Origin of the sequence: Seonamhaeicola sediminis (assembly GCF_004358095.2) — a bacterium.
Classification (GTDB): Bacteria; Bacteroidota; Bacteroidia; order Flavobacteriales; family Flavobacteriaceae; genus Seonamhaeicola; species Seonamhaeicola sediminis.
The window spans coordinates 345,555-365,215 of the sequence record NZ_SMZJ02000002.1 but is presented as its reverse complement, the minus strand read 5'-3'; the positions used below and the strand labels follow the sequence as shown (position 1 = coordinate 365,215).

Sequence of the window (19,661 nt, the reverse complement as noted above, 5' to 3'; positions counted from 1 at the left end):
AAATAAGTCTTGCCATAAATTTCTTTATTTTTGCTTTCAATGAAAAGAAAAAAGGAACCAAAAAAAATAAAAAGGAAACTACTTGATAAGTATAGACTTGTTATACTTAATGAACTTACCTTTGAAGAACGTTTATCCTTTAAATTAACAAGACTAAACGTTTTTGTTTTTGGGTCTTTATCAGCTTTATTTCTTATAACTATCACCTATCTTATAATTGCATTTACGCCATTAAGAGAATACATTCCCGGATATTCTTCAACAGCCTTAAAGAATAAGGCAACAGAACTTAGTTTTAAAACAGATTCGTTACAGCGTGTTATTGCAATGAATGAATTATATTATGGTTCCATAAAAAAAGTGTTAAAAGGAGATGTAAGTGCTTCTGATTTTAATAAAGATTCTATTATTGAAGCGGTTAAAATAGAAGCTAGTGAAGTAGATTTAGCTCCTACAGCAGAAGATTCTATTTTAAGAGAAAAGGTAGATAAAGAAGATAAATATAACCTATTTGAGCTAGCTACAACAGCAACTAATTTTGTGTTATTTCCACCTGTGAATGGTACTATTAGTGAAGACTATAACCTTGAAGAGAAACATTATGCAGTTGATATTGTTGTTCCAAAGGACACGCCTGTAAAAGCAACTGCCGATGGTGTTGTAATTTTCTCTGAGTGGACTGTAGCTACAGGTTATGTGATTATTTTAGAACACAGTTACGGACTTATTTCGGTTTATAAGCATAATGCCTCGTTAACAAAATCGCAAGGCGACTTGGTAAAAGCTGGAGAGGTTATCGCTACAGCAGGAAATACCGGAGAACTCTCAACAGGTCCTCATTTACATTTTGAACTTTGGAATGATGGGTATCCTATCAATCCAACAAATTTTATAGATTTTAAATAATGTTATCAATAAAATCTGCTCTAGCAAAACCATTTGCTAAACGTGTTTATAAAAGCATTGCAAAGTGGGCCAAAAGCCCGATTGAAACTCAGGAGAAAGTTTTCCAGGAATTAATTTCTAGAGCAACTAGCACCCAATTTGGTAAAGACCATGATTTTGTAAGTATTAATTCGCATGAAGATTTTGTAAAGCGAGTTCCTATACGTGATTATGAAGCATTGAAGCCTTATATAGAAAAGGTAGTTGCAGGTGAAGAGAATATTCTTTGGACAGGAAAACCACTTTATTTTGCTAAAACATCTGGTACTACTTCAGGTGCTAAATACATTCCCATTACAAAAGCAAGTATGCCCAGTCATGTAAAGGCTGCTAGGAATGCCATTTTAATGTACATTCATGAAACAGGAAATACCAAATTTGTAGATGGTAAAATGATTTTTCTTCAAGGGAGCCCTATTTTAAATGAAAAAAATGGGATAAAACTTGGCCGACTTTCAGGCATTGTGGCACATTATGTACCTAAATATCTTCAAAAAAATAGATTGCCCTCATGGGAAACCAATTGTATTGAAGATTGGGAAGCCAAAGTAGATGCCATAGTTAATGAAACCTTACCAGAAAATATGACCATAATTTCTGGGATACCCTCTTGGGTTCAAATGTATTTTGAAAAGTTAGTTCAAAAAACAGGAAAACCTGTTGGAGATACTTTCAAGAATTTCAATTTATTCATATTTGGGGGTGTAAATTATGAGCCGTATCGGTCTAAGTTTGAAAGTTTGATAGGGCGCAAAGTTGATAGTATTGAATTATACCCTGCCAGTGAAGGTTTTTTTGCATTTCAAGATAAACAAAACAAAAAAGGCATGTTACTTCAATTAAACTCTGGTATTTTTTATGAGTTTATTAAAGCCGATGAGTTTTTTAATGAAAACCCAAAACGAATCACTATTAAAGATGTTAAGGTTGGCGTTAATTACGTGATGATAATTTCAACAAATGCCGGACTTTGGGCTTATAATATTGGTGATACGGTAGAGTTTACATCAACAAAACCATATCGTGTTATTGTTTCGGGGCGCATAAAGCATTTTATTTCTGCCTTTGGAGAACATGTAATTGGTAAGGAAGTTGAACAGGCTATACAAGAAGCAACGGCAAATACAGATGTAAGTGTAACAGAATTTACGGTGGCACCTCAAATTAATCCAGAAGAAGGATTACCTTATCACGAATGGTTCATTGAGTTTGAAAAGGAACCTGAAGATATTTTGGCTTTTGCCAAAAAAGTTGATATATCGCTTCAAAAACAAAATGTATATTATTTTGATCTAATAGAAGGCAAGGTGCTTCAAGCACTAAAAATTACTAGAGTAAAGAAAGATGGTTTTAAAAACTACATGAAATCAATTGGTAAATTAGGTGGGCAAAATAAGCTTCCTAGGCTTTCAAACGACAGGAAAATTGTTGAGGATTTTCCGTACACGTATTAAACATATAGTATTATCTTTCTTCTTTAAAAACCAAATTTTTGTTTTAAAAAAACATATAAATATAGTTTTACTTCAGGAACCACTTTGTTAGTATATAAATTTTTTCATTTAGTATTCTTGAATTTTTAAATGAAAAAAATAATGTACTTTTGGCACTGAAAAAAACGCTAATGAGTAATAAAAAACATCACGAAAGAACACGAGCTCAAGAGAGTTCGAATGCTATCGAAAGGATGTATATTACCATGCGGCATTTGTTTATTCGTGGCTTCTATAAGCCCATGGGTATTTCAGGTGAAATGCTTCGGAATTCACTACTACTTTTAAGGCCTGAGATTTATGGGTCTATTGGTGAAGAAAAAGCCGAATTAGAAGGATTACTCTATGTTATAGATAGACTTCCTGAAGGTATAGAAGAGTGTACTTATATTAATCTCACTAGCGATGAAGGTTATGCCAATTCACATTTTAAACCCATCATCCCCGAAAAAAGACGTAGAAATTGCTACAGAATTGATAGTGAACAAATGAATATTGAAATAACCAGAGGACGTTCTGAGATTTACGATATTCTAACGCATTTAACCTTCCTTTTTATAGAATCCCATAAAATAAGTAACCGAGTTTTAATAAACGATGAAGGCCTTACTACCAGAGATTGGGTAAAATTAGAAAAAGCAGTTCTCTCTAAAAAAAAGTTAACAAACGAAGAAAGGGAAGTAGCCATTACACACGTTGCCTATATTTTAGGACGTACCTTTAATGAAATAAAAGAGGTATATAATGAGTTTTCAACAGCCAAACAACCAGAAAGATTACTTCATATTGTGTATTGGTTAGGAAAATTAGCTATTGAGGAACAGGTTAATGATAACAAGAGAACTATAACGTTTAGCCCTGTGTTAAGAGAACGCATAGGGCATCATATACACGGTGAAATTTGGGCTAATAACATTAAGGATATTTTGTTTAAAAATAATTTAATGGAACGCCCCATTCATATAATAAGTGCTAATATGCACAGTGTTATGAATACCATTTTTGCGCCTTTAATATTAAAAACATCAGCTTCTATAATAGATGTTTTTAAGACATACGAATCCTTAAGTAAAAAGGAAAATGAAGTTTTACGCAATAAAGTGAATACTGAAGCGTTGCGAAATGGAATGACCTATATAAAGGATTTGTCTGGTACTAATATAGATGTACAAATTTTTGATACGAGTAAAATAGAGGTATCAAAAGTTGATATAAAAACTAATAATGAGCTTTTAAAAGAAAAGAAACCTGTTATATTAGTAATGGATTATGCTTTTGGTGAACAGGCTTATGAAACCATTGATGAGCTTTTAAAACCATACAAAAAGAAAAAAGAAAATATTCATTTGAATGTAGAATCGGTTTCAATAATGGGTAAAGCAGGTATTTTAGAAGGTGGTAAAGGCGATATTATGATTCCATCGGCTCATATTTTTGAAGGAACCGCAGATAATTATCCTTTTAAAAATGAACTTAAAAAAGAAGATTTAGAAGGACAAGGCATTGATGTTTATGAAGGTACCATGGTTACGGTTTTAGGCACTTCACTTCAAAATAAGGATATTTTAAAATTCTTTTATAATTCCACATGGCAGGTTATTGGTTTAGAAATGGAGGGAGCGCATTACCAAAAAGCCATTCAAGCAGCCTCAAAGGTAAGAGGAAGTATAAGCTCAGATGTAAAAGTAAGATACGCTTATTATGCCAGTGATAATCCATTAGAAACAGGAGCAACATTGGCTTCAGGTGGTTTAGGAACCACAGGGGTGAAACCAACCTATTTAATAACAAGAACAATTTTAGAACAAATATTAAACTAACACAATATAATTATGAGTAAAGATTCTCAACAATCTGAAGAAGTAGATTTAGGGCAGTTGTTTAAAATGATTGGTAATATGTTTGATAAACTTTTTAAGTTTACAGGAAACATTTTCAACAAGTTGTTTTTAGCTTTTGTTTGGTTGGTATTTTTTGTAAAGAAACATTTTTTAAAGTTTGTTATTGCCGGTGTTTTAGGAATTGTACTGGGGTTTATAGTAGAATCAAAATCGGAACCAGTTTATAAATCAAACATAACTATCAAACAAAATTACAAAACAGGTGAAGACCTATTTAACTCTATTAATTATTATAATGAATTAGTAAATGAAGGAGATATAACTACACTTTCAAAAGTTTTAAGTATTGATTCTTTAGATGCTGCATCTATTTTGTCCTTTGAGATGGAGTCTGCTATTAGTGAAAATGAAAAATTAGAAAGATACGATGAGTATTTAAAAGGCTTAGATTCTATTTTGGCTTCTACTATTGAATATAAAACATACTTAGAAAATGAAAATGATTACAATCATTCTTTGCAACAAATTAGAATTAAATCTAAAGAAAGAAATAATTTTAATAATGTGTTTGATAGAATAGTTGATAATGTAAATACAAATAAATACTTTGTAAGAGAGCAGCAAAAGGATACGTTAGAGCTACTAAATAGAATGTCATCACTTAAAGAGGCTCTGGTAAAATCAGATTCTTTGCAGAGTACATATAAGCGGGTTCTTGAAATGAGAGATCAAGAAGATGGGTCTTCTCAAACAAGTGTAACAATCAAGAATGCTGATGATGTAAATAAAACAAGGGAATTTGAATTATACAAAAGTGATTTGGAATTACAGCGAGAAATTGTTGATTTGGAACGGGAAATAGAAGACAAAAAGTATATTGTTGAGGTTATTTCTAGCAAGCAAGACAGTGGTAGTGTTGATAATACCAAAAAGCTATTAGGTAAATCTGTAAGTCCTAAAATATACTATACCATTATTTTTGAGCTATTAACTTTTATGGTTCTTATTGGGTTTACCTTTATTAAATTCTTAGAAAGATATAAAGACAAAATTTAATAAATGACAATTTTAGTAACAGGAGGAGCGGGTTTTATAGGGTCTCACGTAGTAAGACTCTTTGTTAAAAAATATCGTGATTATAAGATATTTAATTTAGATGCATTGACATATGCAGGAAATTTGGAGAATTTAAAAGATATTGAGGAGGAAACTAACTATCATTTTATAAAGGGAGATATTTGCGATGATAAATTTATCAAAGAATTATTTCATAAGCATAAATTTGATGCGGTTATTCATTTAGCTGCTGAATCACATGTGGATAGATCCATTAAGGACCCTATGACATTTGTCCAAACAAATGTCATAGGTACTATAAACTTATTAAATGCTTTTAAGGAGTGTTGGAAGGACTTATTACAAGATAAGTTATTTTATCATATTAGCACTGATGAAGTTTATGGCACATTAGGTGAGAAAGGATTGTTTACAGAAGTTACAGCGTACGACCCTAATTCACCATATTCGGCATCAAAAGCAAGTTCAGATCATTTTGTTAGAGCTTATGGGGAGACTTATGGAATACCATATGTAATAACAAATTGTTCGAATAATTATGGTCAAAATCAATTCCCTGAAAAATTAATTCCTTTGTTTATAAATAACATAATAAACAATAAACCATTACCTGTTTATGGTAATGGAAATTATACTAGAGATTGGTTGTATGTTAAAGACCATGCGTTGGCTATAGATTTAGTTTTTCACAAAGGAGAAAATACTGAAACTTATAATATTGGTGGGTTTAACGAATGGAAAAATATTGATTTGGTCAAGACCTTATGTAATCAAATGGATAAAAGGTTAGGAAGGCCCGTTGGTACTTCGGAAAAACTAATAACCTATGTAAAAGATCGGCCAGGGCATGATTTAAGATATGCTATAGATGCTTCTAAGATAAATAAAGAATTAGGGTGGAAACCATCTGTTACTTTTGAAGAAGGTCTTAAAGTTACAATAGATTGGTATTTAAATAATAAAGATTGGTTGGATAATGTAACAAGTGGAGAATATCAAAACTATTACAAAAAACAATATATTTAAATGAAAGGAATTATTCTAGCTGGTGGTTCAGGAACACGATTGCATCCTTTAACTTTATCAGTAAGTAAGCAGTTAATGCCCATTTATGATAAACCTATGATATATTATCCATTATCTACGTTAATGTATGCAGGTATTCAAGAGATTTTGATTATTTCAACTCCAAGAGATTTACCACTATTTAAGGACCTGCTAGGTGATGGGCGTAAGTATGGCTGTCAATTTGAATACGCTGTTCAAGAAGCCCCAAATGGTTTAGCCGAAGCATTTATAATAGGTAAAAATTTTATTGGAAATGATAAAGTGGCTTTGATTTTAGGAGATAATATTTTTTATGGTACAGGTTTAGCAAAACTATTACAATCAAACAATAATCCGGATGGAGGCGTTATTTATGCCTACAGGGTTCATGATCCGGAAAGATACGGGGTAGTAGAGTTTAATGATTCAGGAAAAGTAATATCAATTGAAGAGAAGCCTAAAAACCCAAAGTCTAATTATGCAGTACCAGGGATTTATTTCTATGACAATTCCGTAGTTGAAATAGCAGAAAACATGAAGCCAAGTGATAGAGGAGAACTTGAAATTACTGATGTTAATAAGGAGTATTTGATGAAAAACAAATTGCATGTAAGTATTTTAGACAGAGGCACGGCATGGTTAGATACAGGTACGTTTCAATCTCTAATGCAAGCCTCACATTTTGTTGAGGTTATAGAAGAGAGGCAAGGTTTGAAAATAGGTGCTATAGAAGGGGCAGCCTTTGAAATGGGATATATTAATGAAGAGGAATTTCGAGACTTGGCACAGCCACTATTAAAAAGTGGTTATGGCAATAATCTCTTAGGGTTAATTAAAAATAAGGAATGATAGCTATAGAAACTAAATTAAAAGGGTGTTTTGTTTTAGAACCACAAATATTTTATGATAATAGAGGATATTTTTTTGAAAGTTTCAACCTTAACATATTTAAAAGTTTAACTGGAGTTGACATCAATTTTGTTCAAGATAATGAGTCTAGATCGTCTAGAGGTGTATTAAGAGGGTTACATTATCAAAAAGGAGAGTATGCACAAGCCAAACTAGTCAGAGTTATAGAGGGAGCTGTTCTTGATGTAGCGGTAGATTTAAGAAGAAATTCAAAAACTTTTGGGGAGTATTTTTCTGTTGAACTTACAGAAGAAAATAAAAAGCAATTATTTATTCCAAGAGGGTTTGCTCATGGATTTTTAGTTTTAAGTAAAGAAGCAAAGTTTTCCTACAAATGCGATAACTTTTACAATAAAGAATCAGAGGGAGGTATCATATATAATGACGTTAGTTTGAATATAGATTGGTTAATGAATGATTCTGAATTAATTATTTCTGAAAAAGACAAAAAATTACCCAATCTAAATACTGTTAAAATATGAAACACATATTAGTAACAGGAGGTAATGGACAATTAGCGTCGTGTATTAAAGATATTGAAAATAACTACAATTCGTATAATTTTATTTACACGGATTATGAAGATTTAGATATTTGTAATAAAACTCAGCTTGACAGTTTTTTTAAAGCACACACATTAGCTTTTTGTATTAACTGTGCCGCATACACAGCAGTTGATAAAGCTGAATCTGAAACAGAAAAGGCATATTTAATAAATGCAACGGGGGCTAAAAATCTTGCCGAAATATGTAAAGATTATAACGTGACCATGGTACATGTGTCTACAGATTTTGTGTTTCAAGGTAATACTAATCAAAGTTATACAGAAAATGATGTTACAAAACCAATTAGTGTGTATGGCGCATCAAAACTTAAGGGCGAGCAGGAAATAATCAAGACATTGCAAAATTATTTTATTATTAGAACTTCTTGGCTCTACTCAGAACATGGTAACAATTTTGTAAAAACAATGCTAAGACTGGGTAAGGAAAGAGATGAGTTAAAGGTGGTAAATGATCAAATAGGAACACCAACTTATGCTCCTGATTTAGCAGAGGTAATAATGAGTTTTATTGTAACTAAAAATGTAAACTATGGTACCTATCATTACAGTAATGATGGTGTTGTAAGCTGGTTTGATTTTGCTGCATCTATTTTTAAATTAAGTAAGGTAGATGTTAAATTAACCCCAATACCAAGCGACCATTTCCCTCAAGATGCTAATAGACCAAAATTTAGTGTACTAGATAAGACAAAGATTAAAAAAGAACTACAAATAAGTATAAAACCTTGGGAAACCAGTTTACAAAGGTGTCTTCAAAAACTAATATAATGAGTTATAAAATAGGTGTAATCGGGTTAGGTTATGTAGGATTACCATTAGCGGTTGAATTTGCAAAAAAACACCCAGTTGTCGGGTTTGATATAAACGAAAGTCGTGTTAAAGAACTAAATTCTGGCAATGACTCAACTTTAGAGGTTTCTAACGAAGCACTAAAAGAGGTTTTAGGTATAAACGAGAGTTTAGGATTATTAACGACTAATAAATCGCAGGATATTAGCGATTGCAATGTGTATATAGTTACAGTTCCAACACCTGTAGATAATAATAATAGGCCCATTTTAACCCCTTTAATTAAGGCTTCAGAAACTGTAGGTAAAGTGTTAAAACCAAATGACATTGTTATTTACGAATCTACGGTTTATCCAGGTGCAACAGAAGAAGAATGTGTTCCTGTATTAGAAAAAGTAAGCGGACTAAAATTTAATATAGATTTTTATTGCGGGTACTCTCCAGAACGCATAAATCCGGGTGACAAGGTACACACGGTTACTAAAATTAAGAAAGTAACTTCTGGTTCTACCCCCGATATTGGTAAAGTGATAGATGAGTTATATTGTTCAATAATTACTGCCGGTACACACCTAGCGCCAAGTATAAAAGTTGCTGAGGCTGCTAAAGTTATTGAAAATGCGCAACGCGATATTAATATTGCTTTTGTTAATGAATTGGCTAAAATTTTTAACAAGTTAGACATTGACACACATCAGGTATTAGAAGCTGCGGCGACCAAATGGAATTTTTTACCATTTAAACCCGGTTTGGTTGGTGGGCACTGTATAGGTGTAGATCCTTTTTACCTAGCTCAAAAAGCCCAAGAAGTGGGGTATCATCCAGAAATTATTTTGGCAGGAAGACGCTTAAATGATGGCATGGGCGAATATGTTGCAACCGAAGTTTTAAAATTAATGGTTACCAATAATATTCAAATTAAACAGGCAAAAGTATTAATGCTCGGTATTACATTTAAGGAAAATTGTCCAGATATTAGAAATACCAAAGCTGTTGATGTGTATTACGCCTTAAAAGGATTTAATATGGAGGTAGATATTTATGACCCTTGGGCAAACGAAGAAGAGGTTTATCATGAATATAAAATTAACACCATAAAAGAAATTTCTAAAGAGTATGATGCTATAGTTCATGTGGTAGCACATAATGAGTTTAAGAAATTAGATTTAGATTCGCTAAAAGCGGAGAATGCAATTGTTTACGATGTAAAAGGTACTTTGGATAAAGAGGTTATAACCAAAAGATTATAGCATTATGTTTCAAATCAAAAATTTGCGTTTTGTTTTTGTTTTGGTGGTTTTAAGTGTTTATAGTTGCAACAATAAGGCAGCGCAATTAAAACTAGAGAAATCTCTTTTAAAAAGCTTAAAAAAAAGCTTATCAAATGAAGACATTAAAAACTATTATGAAGTAAAGATCAATTTTTTAGCTGAAAAAGATGATAATTTTCAGTTGTTTTATACGGAAGATTACCTCTTAAGTTTTTCTGAAAAACAGTCGATTAGAAAAGATTTCAAAGGAAAAAAAGAATTTCAGGAGATTATATTTGGTCTACCAGAAAACGTTTTTCCTGATAGATTCAGGATAGATTTAGGTAGTAATAAAGAGCAATCATTTATTAAAATTAATACCATTACATTTAGTTATAAACATAGAGCTATTGTTATTCCTAAACATCTAATTTCAACACTTTTTGTGTTTAATAATCAAGTAAGTTTTAATAAGAACAAAAAAGAATTGCATTTAACTAACGGTTCAATACATTCAGACAAAATTTATGATCCTTACTTAACGTGTTCACCCCAATTGGTCAGAATGTTGTTCGATTTATAATGATTTTAAAATGAGTAATAAAAGAATTATTGGTAAAAAAGTATTAGTAACGGGTGGGGCAGGATTTATAGGTTCTAACCTAATAGATGTTTTAATTAACCAAAACAATACAGTAGTTTGTTTAGATAATTTGGCAACTGGTCACCTAAAAAATATTGAACCCCATTTAAATCATCCTAATTTTACGTTTATAGAAGGCGACATTCGAGATTTAGAAACTTGTTTAAATGCAAGCAAAGGTGCAGATATAATTTTGCACCAAGCAGCTTTAGGATCAGTACCCAGATCTATAAATAACCCCATGTTAACTAACGAAGTTAACATTTCTGGGTTTTTAAATATGCTTTGGGCTACAAAGGAAAATCAGGTAAAACGATTTGTATATGCAGCAAGTTCCTCAACTTATGGAGATCACCCTGATTTACCTAAAAAAGAAGCCAATATTGGGAATCCTTTGTCTCCCTATGCAGTTACAAAATATGTAAACGAAATGTATGCCGATGTGTTTGCAAGAACATATGGTATAGAAACCATAGGTCTTAGGTATTTTAATGTATTTGGACCAAAACAAGACCCTAATGGTGCTTATGCGGCAGTAATTCCTAAATTTATCAATTTAATTTTAAAAGGAGAATCGCCAACAATTAATGGTGATGGCACACACTCTAGAGATTTTACTTATATTGATAATGTGGTTCAAATAAATCAGTTAGCAGCCCTTACAGAAAATACGGAAGCAGTAAATACCGTGTATAATGTGGCATGTGGTGAAAACACTAATTTAAATGAGCTGGTAATGGCCATAAAAAAGAGGTTAAAGGAAAAGGGTGTAACTGCAAATGTAGATGTTATACACGGGCCAGAGCGTAAGGGAGATGTAAAACATTCTTTAGCATCAATACAAAAGGCAAGTACCACCCTAGGTTATAACCCAACTATTACCTTTGAAGAAGGTATAAAACAAACTCTAGATTTTTTTGTTAGGTAAACACGGCTTTGAATAATTTACTAAAAAACGATGTAAAAGAGAAATCTCTTCTAATTATTGGGATAGCGGTATTTGCTTTTCCCGTTTTTAGAAATGCGGTTCAATCAATTTCAATACTGTTATTTATTGGGTTTTCTCTCATTCTTTTTTGTAAGAGGTTAAAATTTACCAAGCAACATTTATTCGGATTAATTATAGTAACAATTTGGGTTATTTATTTATGCATTACACTAATTTATTCTGATGATTTTGATTATGGATTCATTTTAGCGCAACGGTATATTAATATTTTAGTTATACCAATAATTTTTGTGCTCTTTGTGCCTAAATTATTATTTAAAAAGCAGCATTATTTTTATTTGTCATTCATAGTTTCCAACGTAATTTTTATATTTTTTATTTATTATAAGGCTATTACTGTTGCTGAAAACACTTGTTATCCAGAGATTTACTATGAGAATATATTTGATAAGCTTAAATTTCTCTTAAGTAAACCGAATTATATTATTTTTTCCTGTTATGAAAATGAAGTACAACACTCTTTATTTGTTCACAGGGTATATAATTCAATGAATTTCTTATTCTCTATAATTCTATTAATAGAGCTTATTATTAAAAGACATTTTAAAAGTCTATTATTTTATGTATTTTCAATTTTAGCATTTTTTGTGTTTTTCTTTTTACTTTACAGACAGTTATCAATCGTTAACATAATTTTAGCTATTACTTTAATTCCTTGTTATTTAATGCTGAGTATGCCTAATAGAAAATTAGGATTTTTAATTATTGGAGTTCTAATGGTTTTCAGTCTAATTATGTTGGGTTTGGGTTTAAAAGAAAACCAAGTAACTAAGAAGTATGTCATCCCTGTTTTAAACTTAGTAAAAAAGACATTTACTGGAGAAGGTGATGCAAATGTTGATGAGCGTTATGAGATAAATCAAGCGAGTTTTAATTTAATAAAACAACGTCCAGTATTTGGACACGGAATTGGCGATGTACAAAATAAATTAAATAACTATTATAAAGATCATCAAACAGAATCAAATTCATTTAAGCTAGCCTTAATTAAAAACCTTAATTCGCATAATAACTACTCTTTTTTAATTTTGTCAGGCGGATTTGTACTTTTCGGTCTTTATTGTATAAATATAATATTCTGTCTTTATAAGTCATTCATTCTAAAGCATTGGTTGTACGTTACATTTCTTTTAATAATTAGTTTAAATTTAATTTCCGAGAACATGTATTCACGCATTCATGGTGCATTATTTTATGCATTGTTTAATGCATTATTTCTTGCGGATATTCTTAAATATAAAAAGTAAATTGAGTTTAAAACTAAAATATAAACTAGAGTATAATTTCATTATTTATTTAATAGGCAAGGTGACTAGTGCAGGCGTTGTAGTAGGATCTATACCTTTATTTATTAAATGTTTTGGTGTAGAAGAATATGGAGAATTTATATATGTTTACACTACATTTTTAATGTTATTGGCTGGCTCTACCGGATGGATTGTTCAAGGGGTTTTAAGATTTTTTACTTTAGAAAATAATAGAGGTAAAATATCTTCAGAAGCATTTCAAATGACATACAAGTCATTTTTAGTTTCCGCTCTTTTGCTTTCTGTCTTTTTTTTAATATCTGAAATACATTTTAACGTAATTTTTTTAACAGTCGGCTGTCTTTTTTTTAGCTTTTTTTATTCCGTTAATTTATCGATAAAGCAAGCGGTTTTAAAATCTAAGGTTTACATTTTTGCAGATATCTCGAGAGCATTAACCTTTTTGGTTGTTCCTCTTTTGATGTATTATTTTCTGCCTACGCTGGAGGGAATTTATAGTTTATTATTTGGTGTGTTATTAAGTTATATTGTGGGCTTATGTGTGCTTACAAGATGTCATTTACCAAAACCAAATTTAAATTTTAAAGAAAAGACGCGATGGAGCAAAATTTTTTTTAAATATGGTTTTCCGTTAAGTATTTGGATGTTTTTTTCACCAACTACAAACGGTGTTGATAGGTATATTATTGAATTTAGCTTAGGGACCATAGTACTAGCTAAATACTCTGCTATTTTTGATATTGTATTTAAAGTGTTTTCTAGTTTAGCAGTTCCTTTTAATAGTATAGTTCAGCCCCTTTTGATTTTAAACTATAATGAGAAAAACTTTGCAGGATATAAAAAAACAATGAGAAAATCCATTACTTATCTCTCAATAATGTTTATTCTTTTTTTAGGAGGGCTTTATCTTTTTAAAAATTTCATTATATGTACTTATTTGAATTTTTGTGTCGATTTCGAAAAACTAGAAAAACTAATAATACCTTTTGCCGTAAGTAGTTATATTTGGCAATTAGCTATTTTAATGCAAAAAAACATGGAAGTGTCTAATAGAACAATTGAAACATCAGTTTACATGCTGATTATAGTTGTTTTAACATTATTGTTAGGAATAATTTTAGTTCCAAGATATGGAATGTTTGCATCTGCCTACATTTCATTATTGTGCTCTGTTGTTTATTTGATTTTAATAGTGTTTGGAACCAAAAAGCATTTCAAACAATGATATTTTATTTATTTTTTTTGATTTTGGTGTTTGTTTTGGCTTTTGTAAATAACAAAATTTCAAAGAAAATATTTTATCCTCCTTTATACCTATGTTTTTTGTGGATCTTTTTTGTTTTTCTGCATTTGATATATAATCTTTTACTAAGTTATAAGCCTAATGTGCTTTCAGCAAAGGTGCTTTCTTATTTTTTGTGCGTCATATTATTGTTCTCTTTTGGCGGAATTATTGCTCGAGGCTTAAATAAAAATAGAAGCAATTATAGAGTTAAAATGGTTTTAAATAAAAGGGTATTGAAAATTTTATTTTATTTGAACATAGTTTTCTTTTTAAAATTTATTCTAACTATTAAGTCAATTACAGGCTCTTATTTTGATTTACTTTTATTTCGGTATTATACTTCCGTAGAGGGGGTGGATATTGGTTTGATTAAATATTCCATAACATTTGCCGTGTTTTCAATGTTACTATTCTTAACTGATTTTTATAATAGAGACATAAAAAGCTTAAAACTGAAAATAAGATTAGGAGTAATGTTTTTAATAGCTTTTAGTTTTGCTGTACTATCAGCATCAAGAGGAACCTTTTTATTCTTATTAATAAGTTGTCTAGGTGTTTATTCAATTTATAACAAAATTAATATCAAATTGGTTTTGAAAACGGTAGGTATAACTTTGGCAATTTTTATCACGATGGCAACCATCATGAAAAAGTCTATGCCAAATGAACACAATTCATCTAAAAGTTATTCTGCAATTGATAAAGTAGAATATTTGTTATACTCTTACGGTTCTTTACCCCTTAGTGCTTTTGATAAGTTTTTAAATGAATCTTATACAATAACGTACGGAGATATTTTATTAAGATTTCCAAAGGCCATTTTGTACAAAGTTGGTGTAAGCGATACGTCTCCTGGAAATTTGGTAGAAAGATATGTTAAAGTACCAGACTTGGTTAATGTTCATACTGCTTTTTATAAATTGATTAAAGATTTTGGAGTGATTTACTCTTTACTCTTTATGTTTTTAATTGGATTTTTACACACGCATTTTTTTATCGGAGCTAATAAATCATTTGGAAAGTTGATAGGATATTCTACAATGCTTTTTCCTTTAACAATGACATTTTTTGAAGAAAACTACGTTTCAATTTTATCTACATGGATACAGCTGGGGTTATTTGTATATATGGCAAAATATTTTATCAAGTATGAATATTAATTTAGGAATTATTATCGTAAATTTTAATTCGGGAAGCATTCTAAATAACTGTGTAAATTCAATATTTAGAAGTGATTTGAATGAAATTAATCTAACTGTAGTAATTGTAGATAACGATTCCAAAGATGATTCACTTAACTTGGATAAAGTAGGTGATGATAGACTAATTATATTGCGGAATAGAGAAAATAAAGGATTTGGGTTTGCTTGCAATCAAGGTGCAGAATTATTAAAAAAATCAACACATCTATTATTTTTAAATCCTGATACAGAAGTACAGGAAAATACGTTTCAAGAAAGTATTAAATTTTTAAATAAAAATTCAGAAGTTTCTATATTAGGTACAATGCATAGAAATGAGAATGGCAAAATTCAAATTTCATGCTCAAATACCCCAACTCCTATTAGGATATTTTGGGATATTCTGGGCTTGTCTAAGGTGTTTCCGAAAATATTTACACCTGCAACGTTAATGACAAATTTTGATCATAAATCTTCAAGATTTGTAGATCAAGTTATGGGGGCGTATATGTTAATGGAAAGATCTGTTTTTGAAAAATTGAATGGATTTGATACCAGATTTTTTGTTTATTATGAAGATGCCGATTTTGGTTTAAGATCAAGGAAAATTGGTTTAAAAAGTTACTACAATTCTGATATTGAAATTTTGCACCATGGAAGAGGTACAACTAAAGGAATTTCGCACATTGCATTGTTTTATAATTTAAGAAGTAGAGTTCAATTCATTCATAAGCATTATGGTTATTTTTGGGGAATAATAATTCAAATTTTAACATTTATAGTAGAACCTATTACAAGAGTTCTGTTTAACCTAATAAAAAACCCAACCGAAAATAGAAATACTGTAAAGGCATTTAAAATGCTTTATAAATATAAATTTAATAATGGATGAGATTAGTATTATTTCCAACTTATACTGAAACTGGCGCAAGTAGCAGGTATCGGATCTACCAATATATTCCTTGTTTTAAACAATATAATACTAAAGTTTATCCTTTTTTTGATGAAAACTATATTCCCGGACAGAATTTAAAATCTATTAAGGGGATACTTTATTTATTCAAAATATATTTGGGAAGGTTGTATAGAATGGCCTGTTTACAAAAAGATGACGTAGTTATATTGCAATATGAGTTCACAAAACTATTACCTTTTAACACTTTATTCTTTAAAATATTTAGGATAAAGTATATAGTAGATTTTGACGATGCTGTTTTTCATGACTATGATTGTAATAAAAACAGAATAATTAGAACACTATTTAAAAACAAAATAGCTCACGTTATTAAACATGCTAAAATTGTTATTACTGGAAGTCCATACTTGACTGATTACGCTTCAAGATTTAACCCAAATATTATCGAAATTCCAACATCAATCGATCTTAAAAAATATAAAAGGTCATTACAAGAAAAAAATAATGATAAATTTGTTATTGGTTGGATTGGTTCTTCATCTACCTCATTACATTTAAGATTAATTGTTGATGCATTAAAAGTACTTCATGATGAAAATATTAATTTTGAATTAAAATTAATAGGATATGATTCTAAAGAAGGGATTAATTTTGGAACTATACCTCTTAAAATGGTTAAATGGGAAGCATCAACTGAAATTAGCGAGCTTGCCACTATAGATGTTGGCATTATGCCCTTAATTGATTTTCCTTTTGCTCGAGGAAAATGCGCATTCAAATTAATACAATATATGGCAATGGCAAAACCAACTATTTCTAGTTCCTTTGAGGCTAATTTAAAGGTAGATATTAATAAAGAAAATTTATTTGCTGATACAACTGAGAATTGGGTTAATGCTTTTAAAGAAATAATAGACAATAGAGGTTTTTATAAACAAATAGGTTTAAGAAATAGAAAAATAATTGAAAACTATTATTGTATCCAGTCCAATGCTGAAAAGTATGTAAATATCATAGAATCTGTGAAGAATGTCCGGTAAGTTAATTATTTCCTTAGATTTTGAACTCATGTGGGGTGTTAGAGATAAAAAGACCATTGCAAATTATGGGTCTAATATCTTAAATGTTCATAACACTCTACCAGTGTTATTGGATTTATTTCGTGAATATGACATTAAAGCCACATTTGCGGTAGTTGGGTTTCTTTTTGCAAAAGACCGAGAGGAACTGATTAATTATATACCTAAAATAAAACCCAATTATTTAGATAAAAATTTAAGTCCATATAACGGTTATTTAGAATCCATAGGTGAAAATGAAGATACGGATAAATATAATTTTGGATTAAGTTTGATACAAAAGATACTAGATGAAGATAAACATGAAATATGCACTCATACCTTTTCGCATTATTACTGCAAAGAAGAAGGGCAAGATAACATAGCTTTTTATCATGACTTAAATCAAGCTATTTTAATAGCAAAAAAGTTAGATTTACGTATTGAGAGTATAATATTTCCGCGAAATCAATATAACTCATTTTATGATAAAGAATTACAGTCGTTAGGTATAAAAGTCTACAGAGGTAATGAAAGGTCATGGTATTATTCTCCTAAGGAAGGAAAAAACGACGCCCTTTCTAGAAGAATTTTAAGGCTCATGGATTCTTATGTAAATATTTCTGGACATAATTGTTTCAGGGTTAAAAGTAATGATGAGCAAGGTTTGATTGATATGCCGTCCAGTCGATTTCTAAGACCCTACAATAAAAAACTAAAAATGTTTGAACCCTTGCGCTTAAATAGAATAAAAAGTAGTATGACTTATGCTGCGAAGAATAAATTGAATTATCATTTGTGGTGGCACCCACATAATTTTGGATCTAATGAAAGGGAAAATTTTAATTTTTTAACTCAAGTTTTAGAACATTATAAGTTTTTAAAGGGTAATTATGATTTTAATAGTACTACAATGATTGGAGCAGTAAAAAAAAATCAATGAAAATAATAATGCTAATTCAAGATGGTGAATCTTCAAGAATAATGTATAATGCATTAAAAGAAGAATTTAAAATATTAAGGGTAATTATCGAAAAACCTGTTCCTAAAATATCCCTAATAAAACGAAGAATCAGAAGATTGGGCGTTTTAAAAGTTGTAGATCAACTTCTATTTCAAGTTATAGTAGTCAAGGTTTTAAGAATACTTTCTAAAAGAAGACGAAAGGCTATTAAAGTCCAGAACAATTTAAAAGATAGCATTTCTAATTCTAATATTTTTACCGAAGTTGAATCTGTCAATAACATTTCTACAATTCAATTAATTAAAGATCTTAATCCAGATGTTATTATAGTAAATGGTACCAGAATCATTAGTAAAAAAGTTCTCTCATGTACGAATGCTGTTTTTTTAAATACTCATGTAGGGATTACACCAAAATATAGAGGAGTGCATGGGGGATACTGGGCTCTTGTAAGTAACGATAAATTCAATTGCGGTGTTACTGTACACAAAATAGATGAAGGAATTGACACGGGGGATATTTATGGTCAAGATTCAATTGATGTCACAATTAATGATAATTTTACTACTTATCCATTATTACAATTAGTTAAAGGGATAGTATTAATGAAAAATGCTATTAAAAGTCTTGAAAACAAGACTTTTAATACGTATAAGAATAATGAAATAAGTAAATTATGGTATCATCCAACAATAAGTCAGTATTTATACTACAGGGTTTTTAAGGGAATAAAATAGTATTATGAATGAGTTGCTCTATGTGATATTTATTGCGTTATACTGTTATTTGTTCCAAAAAATTAGAAGTTTTAAGACTCTAGCTCAAAAGTTGTCCTATATCCTAATATTATTAGTTCATATTGCGGCTATAATATTTTATTACCAAACCAGTATAGAGAATCAAAAAGATTCTTTTTTATTCTATCAAAATGCATTGGAAGCCCAAAGTATCTTTGAATTTAAACCTTACGGTAGCCAACTCATGTCTATTATAGCATACCCTTTCGCAAAGATTGGTATTAGCTATTTAAACGTATCTATACTTTTCAGCACCATTAGTTTTTTAGGCTACTGCAATTACTTATATTTTTTTAAGCGTAACAATATCCAGAGCACCTATGCCAATTATATAATGCTATTTGTTTTACTATTGCCCTCGCTTCATTTCTGGACGGCGGGTTTTACTAAAGAGGCTATTATATTTTATGCAATGAGTGTTATATTTCTTGATGTGTTCAAAAATCAAAAGGCGTCGTTAATAAGTTTATTTTTGGTGTGTATAATATTCTTTGTCAGACCCTACTTGTTTGTTATCTTGATAGGGGCTTATTTTATTCATTATTTTTTAAACTATAATACATCCAGTAAACAAAAAGTTAAAACCCTAATATGGGGTTTAATAATTGTTCTAGTAGCCACACC

Annotated in this window: 18 protein-coding genes; all 18 read left to right on the top strand. The window is 30.2% G+C overall.

The window, feature by feature from the left end; all coding sequences use genetic code 11:
• Positions 1-39 precede the first annotated feature (39 nt).
• The 18 genes from E1J38_RS04250 (at position 40) to E1J38_RS04165 (ending at position 18,977) form a co-directional block, all read left to right on the top strand.
• A complete protein-coding gene (locus E1J38_RS04250) occupies positions 40-906 on the top strand; it encodes a M23 family metallopeptidase (RefSeq protein WP_133355681.1) in 867 nt (288 codons plus the stop codon).
• The gene (locus E1J38_RS04245) at positions 906-2,399 is read left to right on the top strand and encodes a GH3 auxin-responsive promoter family protein (protein WP_133355682.1); all 1,494 of its coding nucleotides are present in this window, start codon (positions 906-908) and stop codon (positions 2,397-2,399) included. The genes E1J38_RS04250 and E1J38_RS04245 overlap by 1 nt, the downstream gene beginning before the upstream one ends.
• A gap of 170 nt (positions 2,400-2,569) precedes the next feature.
• Entirely contained in the window at positions 2,570-4,258 is a 1,689-nt protein-coding gene (locus tag E1J38_RS04240; protein WP_133355683.1) for a DUF6909 family protein, read from the top strand.
• Positions 4,259-4,270: 12 nt separating this feature from the next.
• On the top strand, positions 4,271-5,335 hold the full coding sequence (locus tag E1J38_RS04235) for a hypothetical protein (protein ID WP_133355684.1): 1,065 nt from the start codon (positions 4,271-4,273) through the stop codon (positions 5,333-5,335).
• Positions 5,336-5,338: 3 nt separating this feature from the next.
• Entirely contained in the window at positions 5,339-6,382 is a 1,044-nt protein-coding gene (rfbB, locus tag E1J38_RS04230) for a dTDP-glucose 4,6-dehydratase (protein ID WP_133355685.1), read from the top strand.
• Positions 6,383-7,252, top strand: coding sequence for a glucose-1-phosphate thymidylyltransferase RfbA (gene rfbA / locus E1J38_RS04225; protein WP_133355686.1), 870 nt, complete (start codon positions 6,383-6,385; stop codon positions 7,250-7,252). It begins immediately after the preceding gene.
• A complete protein-coding gene (rfbC, locus tag E1J38_RS04220) occupies positions 7,249-7,794 on the top strand; it encodes a dTDP-4-dehydrorhamnose 3,5-epimerase (protein WP_133355687.1) in 546 nt (181 codons plus the stop codon). The genes rfbA and rfbC overlap by 4 nt, the downstream gene beginning before the upstream one ends.
• Positions 7,791-8,645, top strand: a complete 855-nt coding sequence (gene rfbD / locus E1J38_RS04215) for a dTDP-4-dehydrorhamnose reductase (protein WP_133355688.1) — start codon at positions 7,791-7,793, stop codon at positions 8,643-8,645. The genes rfbC and rfbD overlap by 4 nt, the downstream gene beginning before the upstream one ends.
• A complete protein-coding gene (locus E1J38_RS04210) occupies positions 8,645-9,916 on the top strand; it encodes a nucleotide sugar dehydrogenase (protein WP_133355689.1) in 1,272 nt (423 codons plus the stop codon). Before rfbD ends, E1J38_RS04210 begins: the two co-directional genes overlap by 1 nt.
• 4 nt (positions 9,917-9,920) lie before the next feature.
• On the top strand, positions 9,921-10,499 hold the full coding sequence (locus E1J38_RS04205) for a hypothetical protein (protein ID WP_133355690.1): 579 nt from the start codon (positions 9,921-9,923) through the stop codon (positions 10,497-10,499).
• Positions 10,500-10,509: 10 nt separating this feature from the next.
• Positions 10,510-11,487: an SDR family oxidoreductase gene (locus E1J38_RS04200; protein ID WP_133355691.1), complete on the top strand. Its 978-nt coding sequence runs from the start codon at positions 10,510-10,512 to the stop codon at positions 11,485-11,487.
• Between the two features lie 8 nt (positions 11,488-11,495).
• Positions 11,496-12,815, top strand: coding sequence for an O-antigen ligase family protein (locus E1J38_RS04195; RefSeq protein ID WP_133355692.1), 1,320 nt, complete (start codon positions 11,496-11,498; stop codon positions 12,813-12,815).
• A gap of 1 nt (position 12,816) precedes the next feature.
• Positions 12,817-14,061, top strand: a complete 1,245-nt coding sequence (locus E1J38_RS04190) for a lipopolysaccharide biosynthesis protein (protein WP_186525813.1) — start codon at positions 12,817-12,819, stop codon at positions 14,059-14,061.
• Positions 14,058-15,281, top strand: a complete 1,224-nt coding sequence (locus E1J38_RS04185) for an O-antigen polymerase (RefSeq protein ID WP_133355694.1) — start codon at positions 14,058-14,060, stop codon at positions 15,279-15,281. Before E1J38_RS04190 ends, E1J38_RS04185 begins: the two co-directional genes overlap by 4 nt.
• Complete coding sequence (locus E1J38_RS04180) at positions 15,271-16,194, top strand: glycosyltransferase family 2 protein (protein WP_133355695.1); 924 nt, start codon at positions 15,271-15,273, stop codon at positions 16,192-16,194. The genes E1J38_RS04185 and E1J38_RS04180 overlap by 11 nt, the downstream gene beginning before the upstream one ends.
• Positions 16,191-17,258 carry a glycosyltransferase family protein gene (locus E1J38_RS04175; protein ID WP_133355696.1) on the top strand — a complete coding sequence of 356 codons (1,068 nt, stop codon included), beginning with the start codon at positions 16,191-16,193 and terminating at the stop codon, positions 17,256-17,258. Before E1J38_RS04180 ends, E1J38_RS04175 begins: the two co-directional genes overlap by 4 nt.
• Positions 17,248-18,219: a polysaccharide deacetylase family protein gene (locus E1J38_RS04170; protein ID WP_133355697.1), complete on the top strand. Its 972-nt coding sequence runs from the start codon at positions 17,248-17,250 to the stop codon at positions 18,217-18,219. The genes E1J38_RS04175 and E1J38_RS04170 overlap by 11 nt, the downstream gene beginning before the upstream one ends.
• Complete coding sequence (locus tag E1J38_RS04165) at positions 18,216-18,977, top strand: formyl transferase (RefSeq protein WP_133355698.1); 762 nt, start codon at positions 18,216-18,218, stop codon at positions 18,975-18,977. The genes E1J38_RS04170 and E1J38_RS04165 overlap by 4 nt, the downstream gene beginning before the upstream one ends.
• The last annotated feature ends 684 nt before the right edge of the window (positions 18,978-19,661 follow it).

Bases quoted from the DNA above. Each gene is read 5' to 3' on its own strand.
- E1J38_RS04250 (WP_133355681.1), top strand. From the start codon at position 40: ATGAAAAGAAAAAAGGAACCAAAAAAAATAAAAAGGAAACTACTTGAT.
- E1J38_RS04245 (WP_133355682.1), top strand. From the start codon at position 906: ATGTTATCAATAAAATCTGCTCTAGCAAAACCATTTGCTAAACGTGTT.
- E1J38_RS04240 (WP_133355683.1), top strand. From the start codon at position 2,570: ATGAGTAATAAAAAACATCACGAAAGAACACGAGCTCAAGAGAGTTCG.
- E1J38_RS04235 (WP_133355684.1), top strand. From the start codon at position 4,271: ATGAGTAAAGATTCTCAACAATCTGAAGAAGTAGATTTAGGGCAGTTG.
- rfbB (WP_133355685.1), top strand. From the start codon at position 5,339: ATGACAATTTTAGTAACAGGAGGAGCGGGTTTTATAGGGTCTCACGTA.
- rfbA (WP_133355686.1), top strand. From the start codon at position 6,383: ATGAAAGGAATTATTCTAGCTGGTGGTTCAGGAACACGATTGCATCCT.
- rfbC (WP_133355687.1), top strand. From the start codon at position 7,249: ATGATAGCTATAGAAACTAAATTAAAAGGGTGTTTTGTTTTAGAACCA.
- rfbD (WP_133355688.1), top strand. From the start codon at position 7,791: ATGAAACACATATTAGTAACAGGAGGTAATGGACAATTAGCGTCGTGT.
- E1J38_RS04210 (WP_133355689.1), top strand. From the start codon at position 8,645: ATGAGTTATAAAATAGGTGTAATCGGGTTAGGTTATGTAGGATTACCA.
- E1J38_RS04205 (WP_133355690.1), top strand. From the start codon at position 9,921: ATGTTTCAAATCAAAAATTTGCGTTTTGTTTTTGTTTTGGTGGTTTTA.
- E1J38_RS04200 (WP_133355691.1), top strand. From the start codon at position 10,510: ATGAGTAATAAAAGAATTATTGGTAAAAAAGTATTAGTAACGGGTGGG.
- E1J38_RS04185 (WP_133355694.1), top strand. From the start codon at position 14,058: ATGATATTTTATTTATTTTTTTTGATTTTGGTGTTTGTTTTGGCTTTT.
- E1J38_RS04180 (WP_133355695.1), top strand. From the start codon at position 15,271: ATGAATATTAATTTAGGAATTATTATCGTAAATTTTAATTCGGGAAGC.
- E1J38_RS04175 (WP_133355696.1), top strand. From the start codon at position 16,191: ATGAGATTAGTATTATTTCCAACTTATACTGAAACTGGCGCAAGTAGC.
- E1J38_RS04170 (WP_133355697.1), top strand. From the start codon at position 17,248: ATGTCCGGTAAGTTAATTATTTCCTTAGATTTTGAACTCATGTGGGGT.
- E1J38_RS04165 (WP_133355698.1), top strand. From the start codon at position 18,216: ATGAAAATAATAATGCTAATTCAAGATGGTGAATCTTCAAGAATAATG.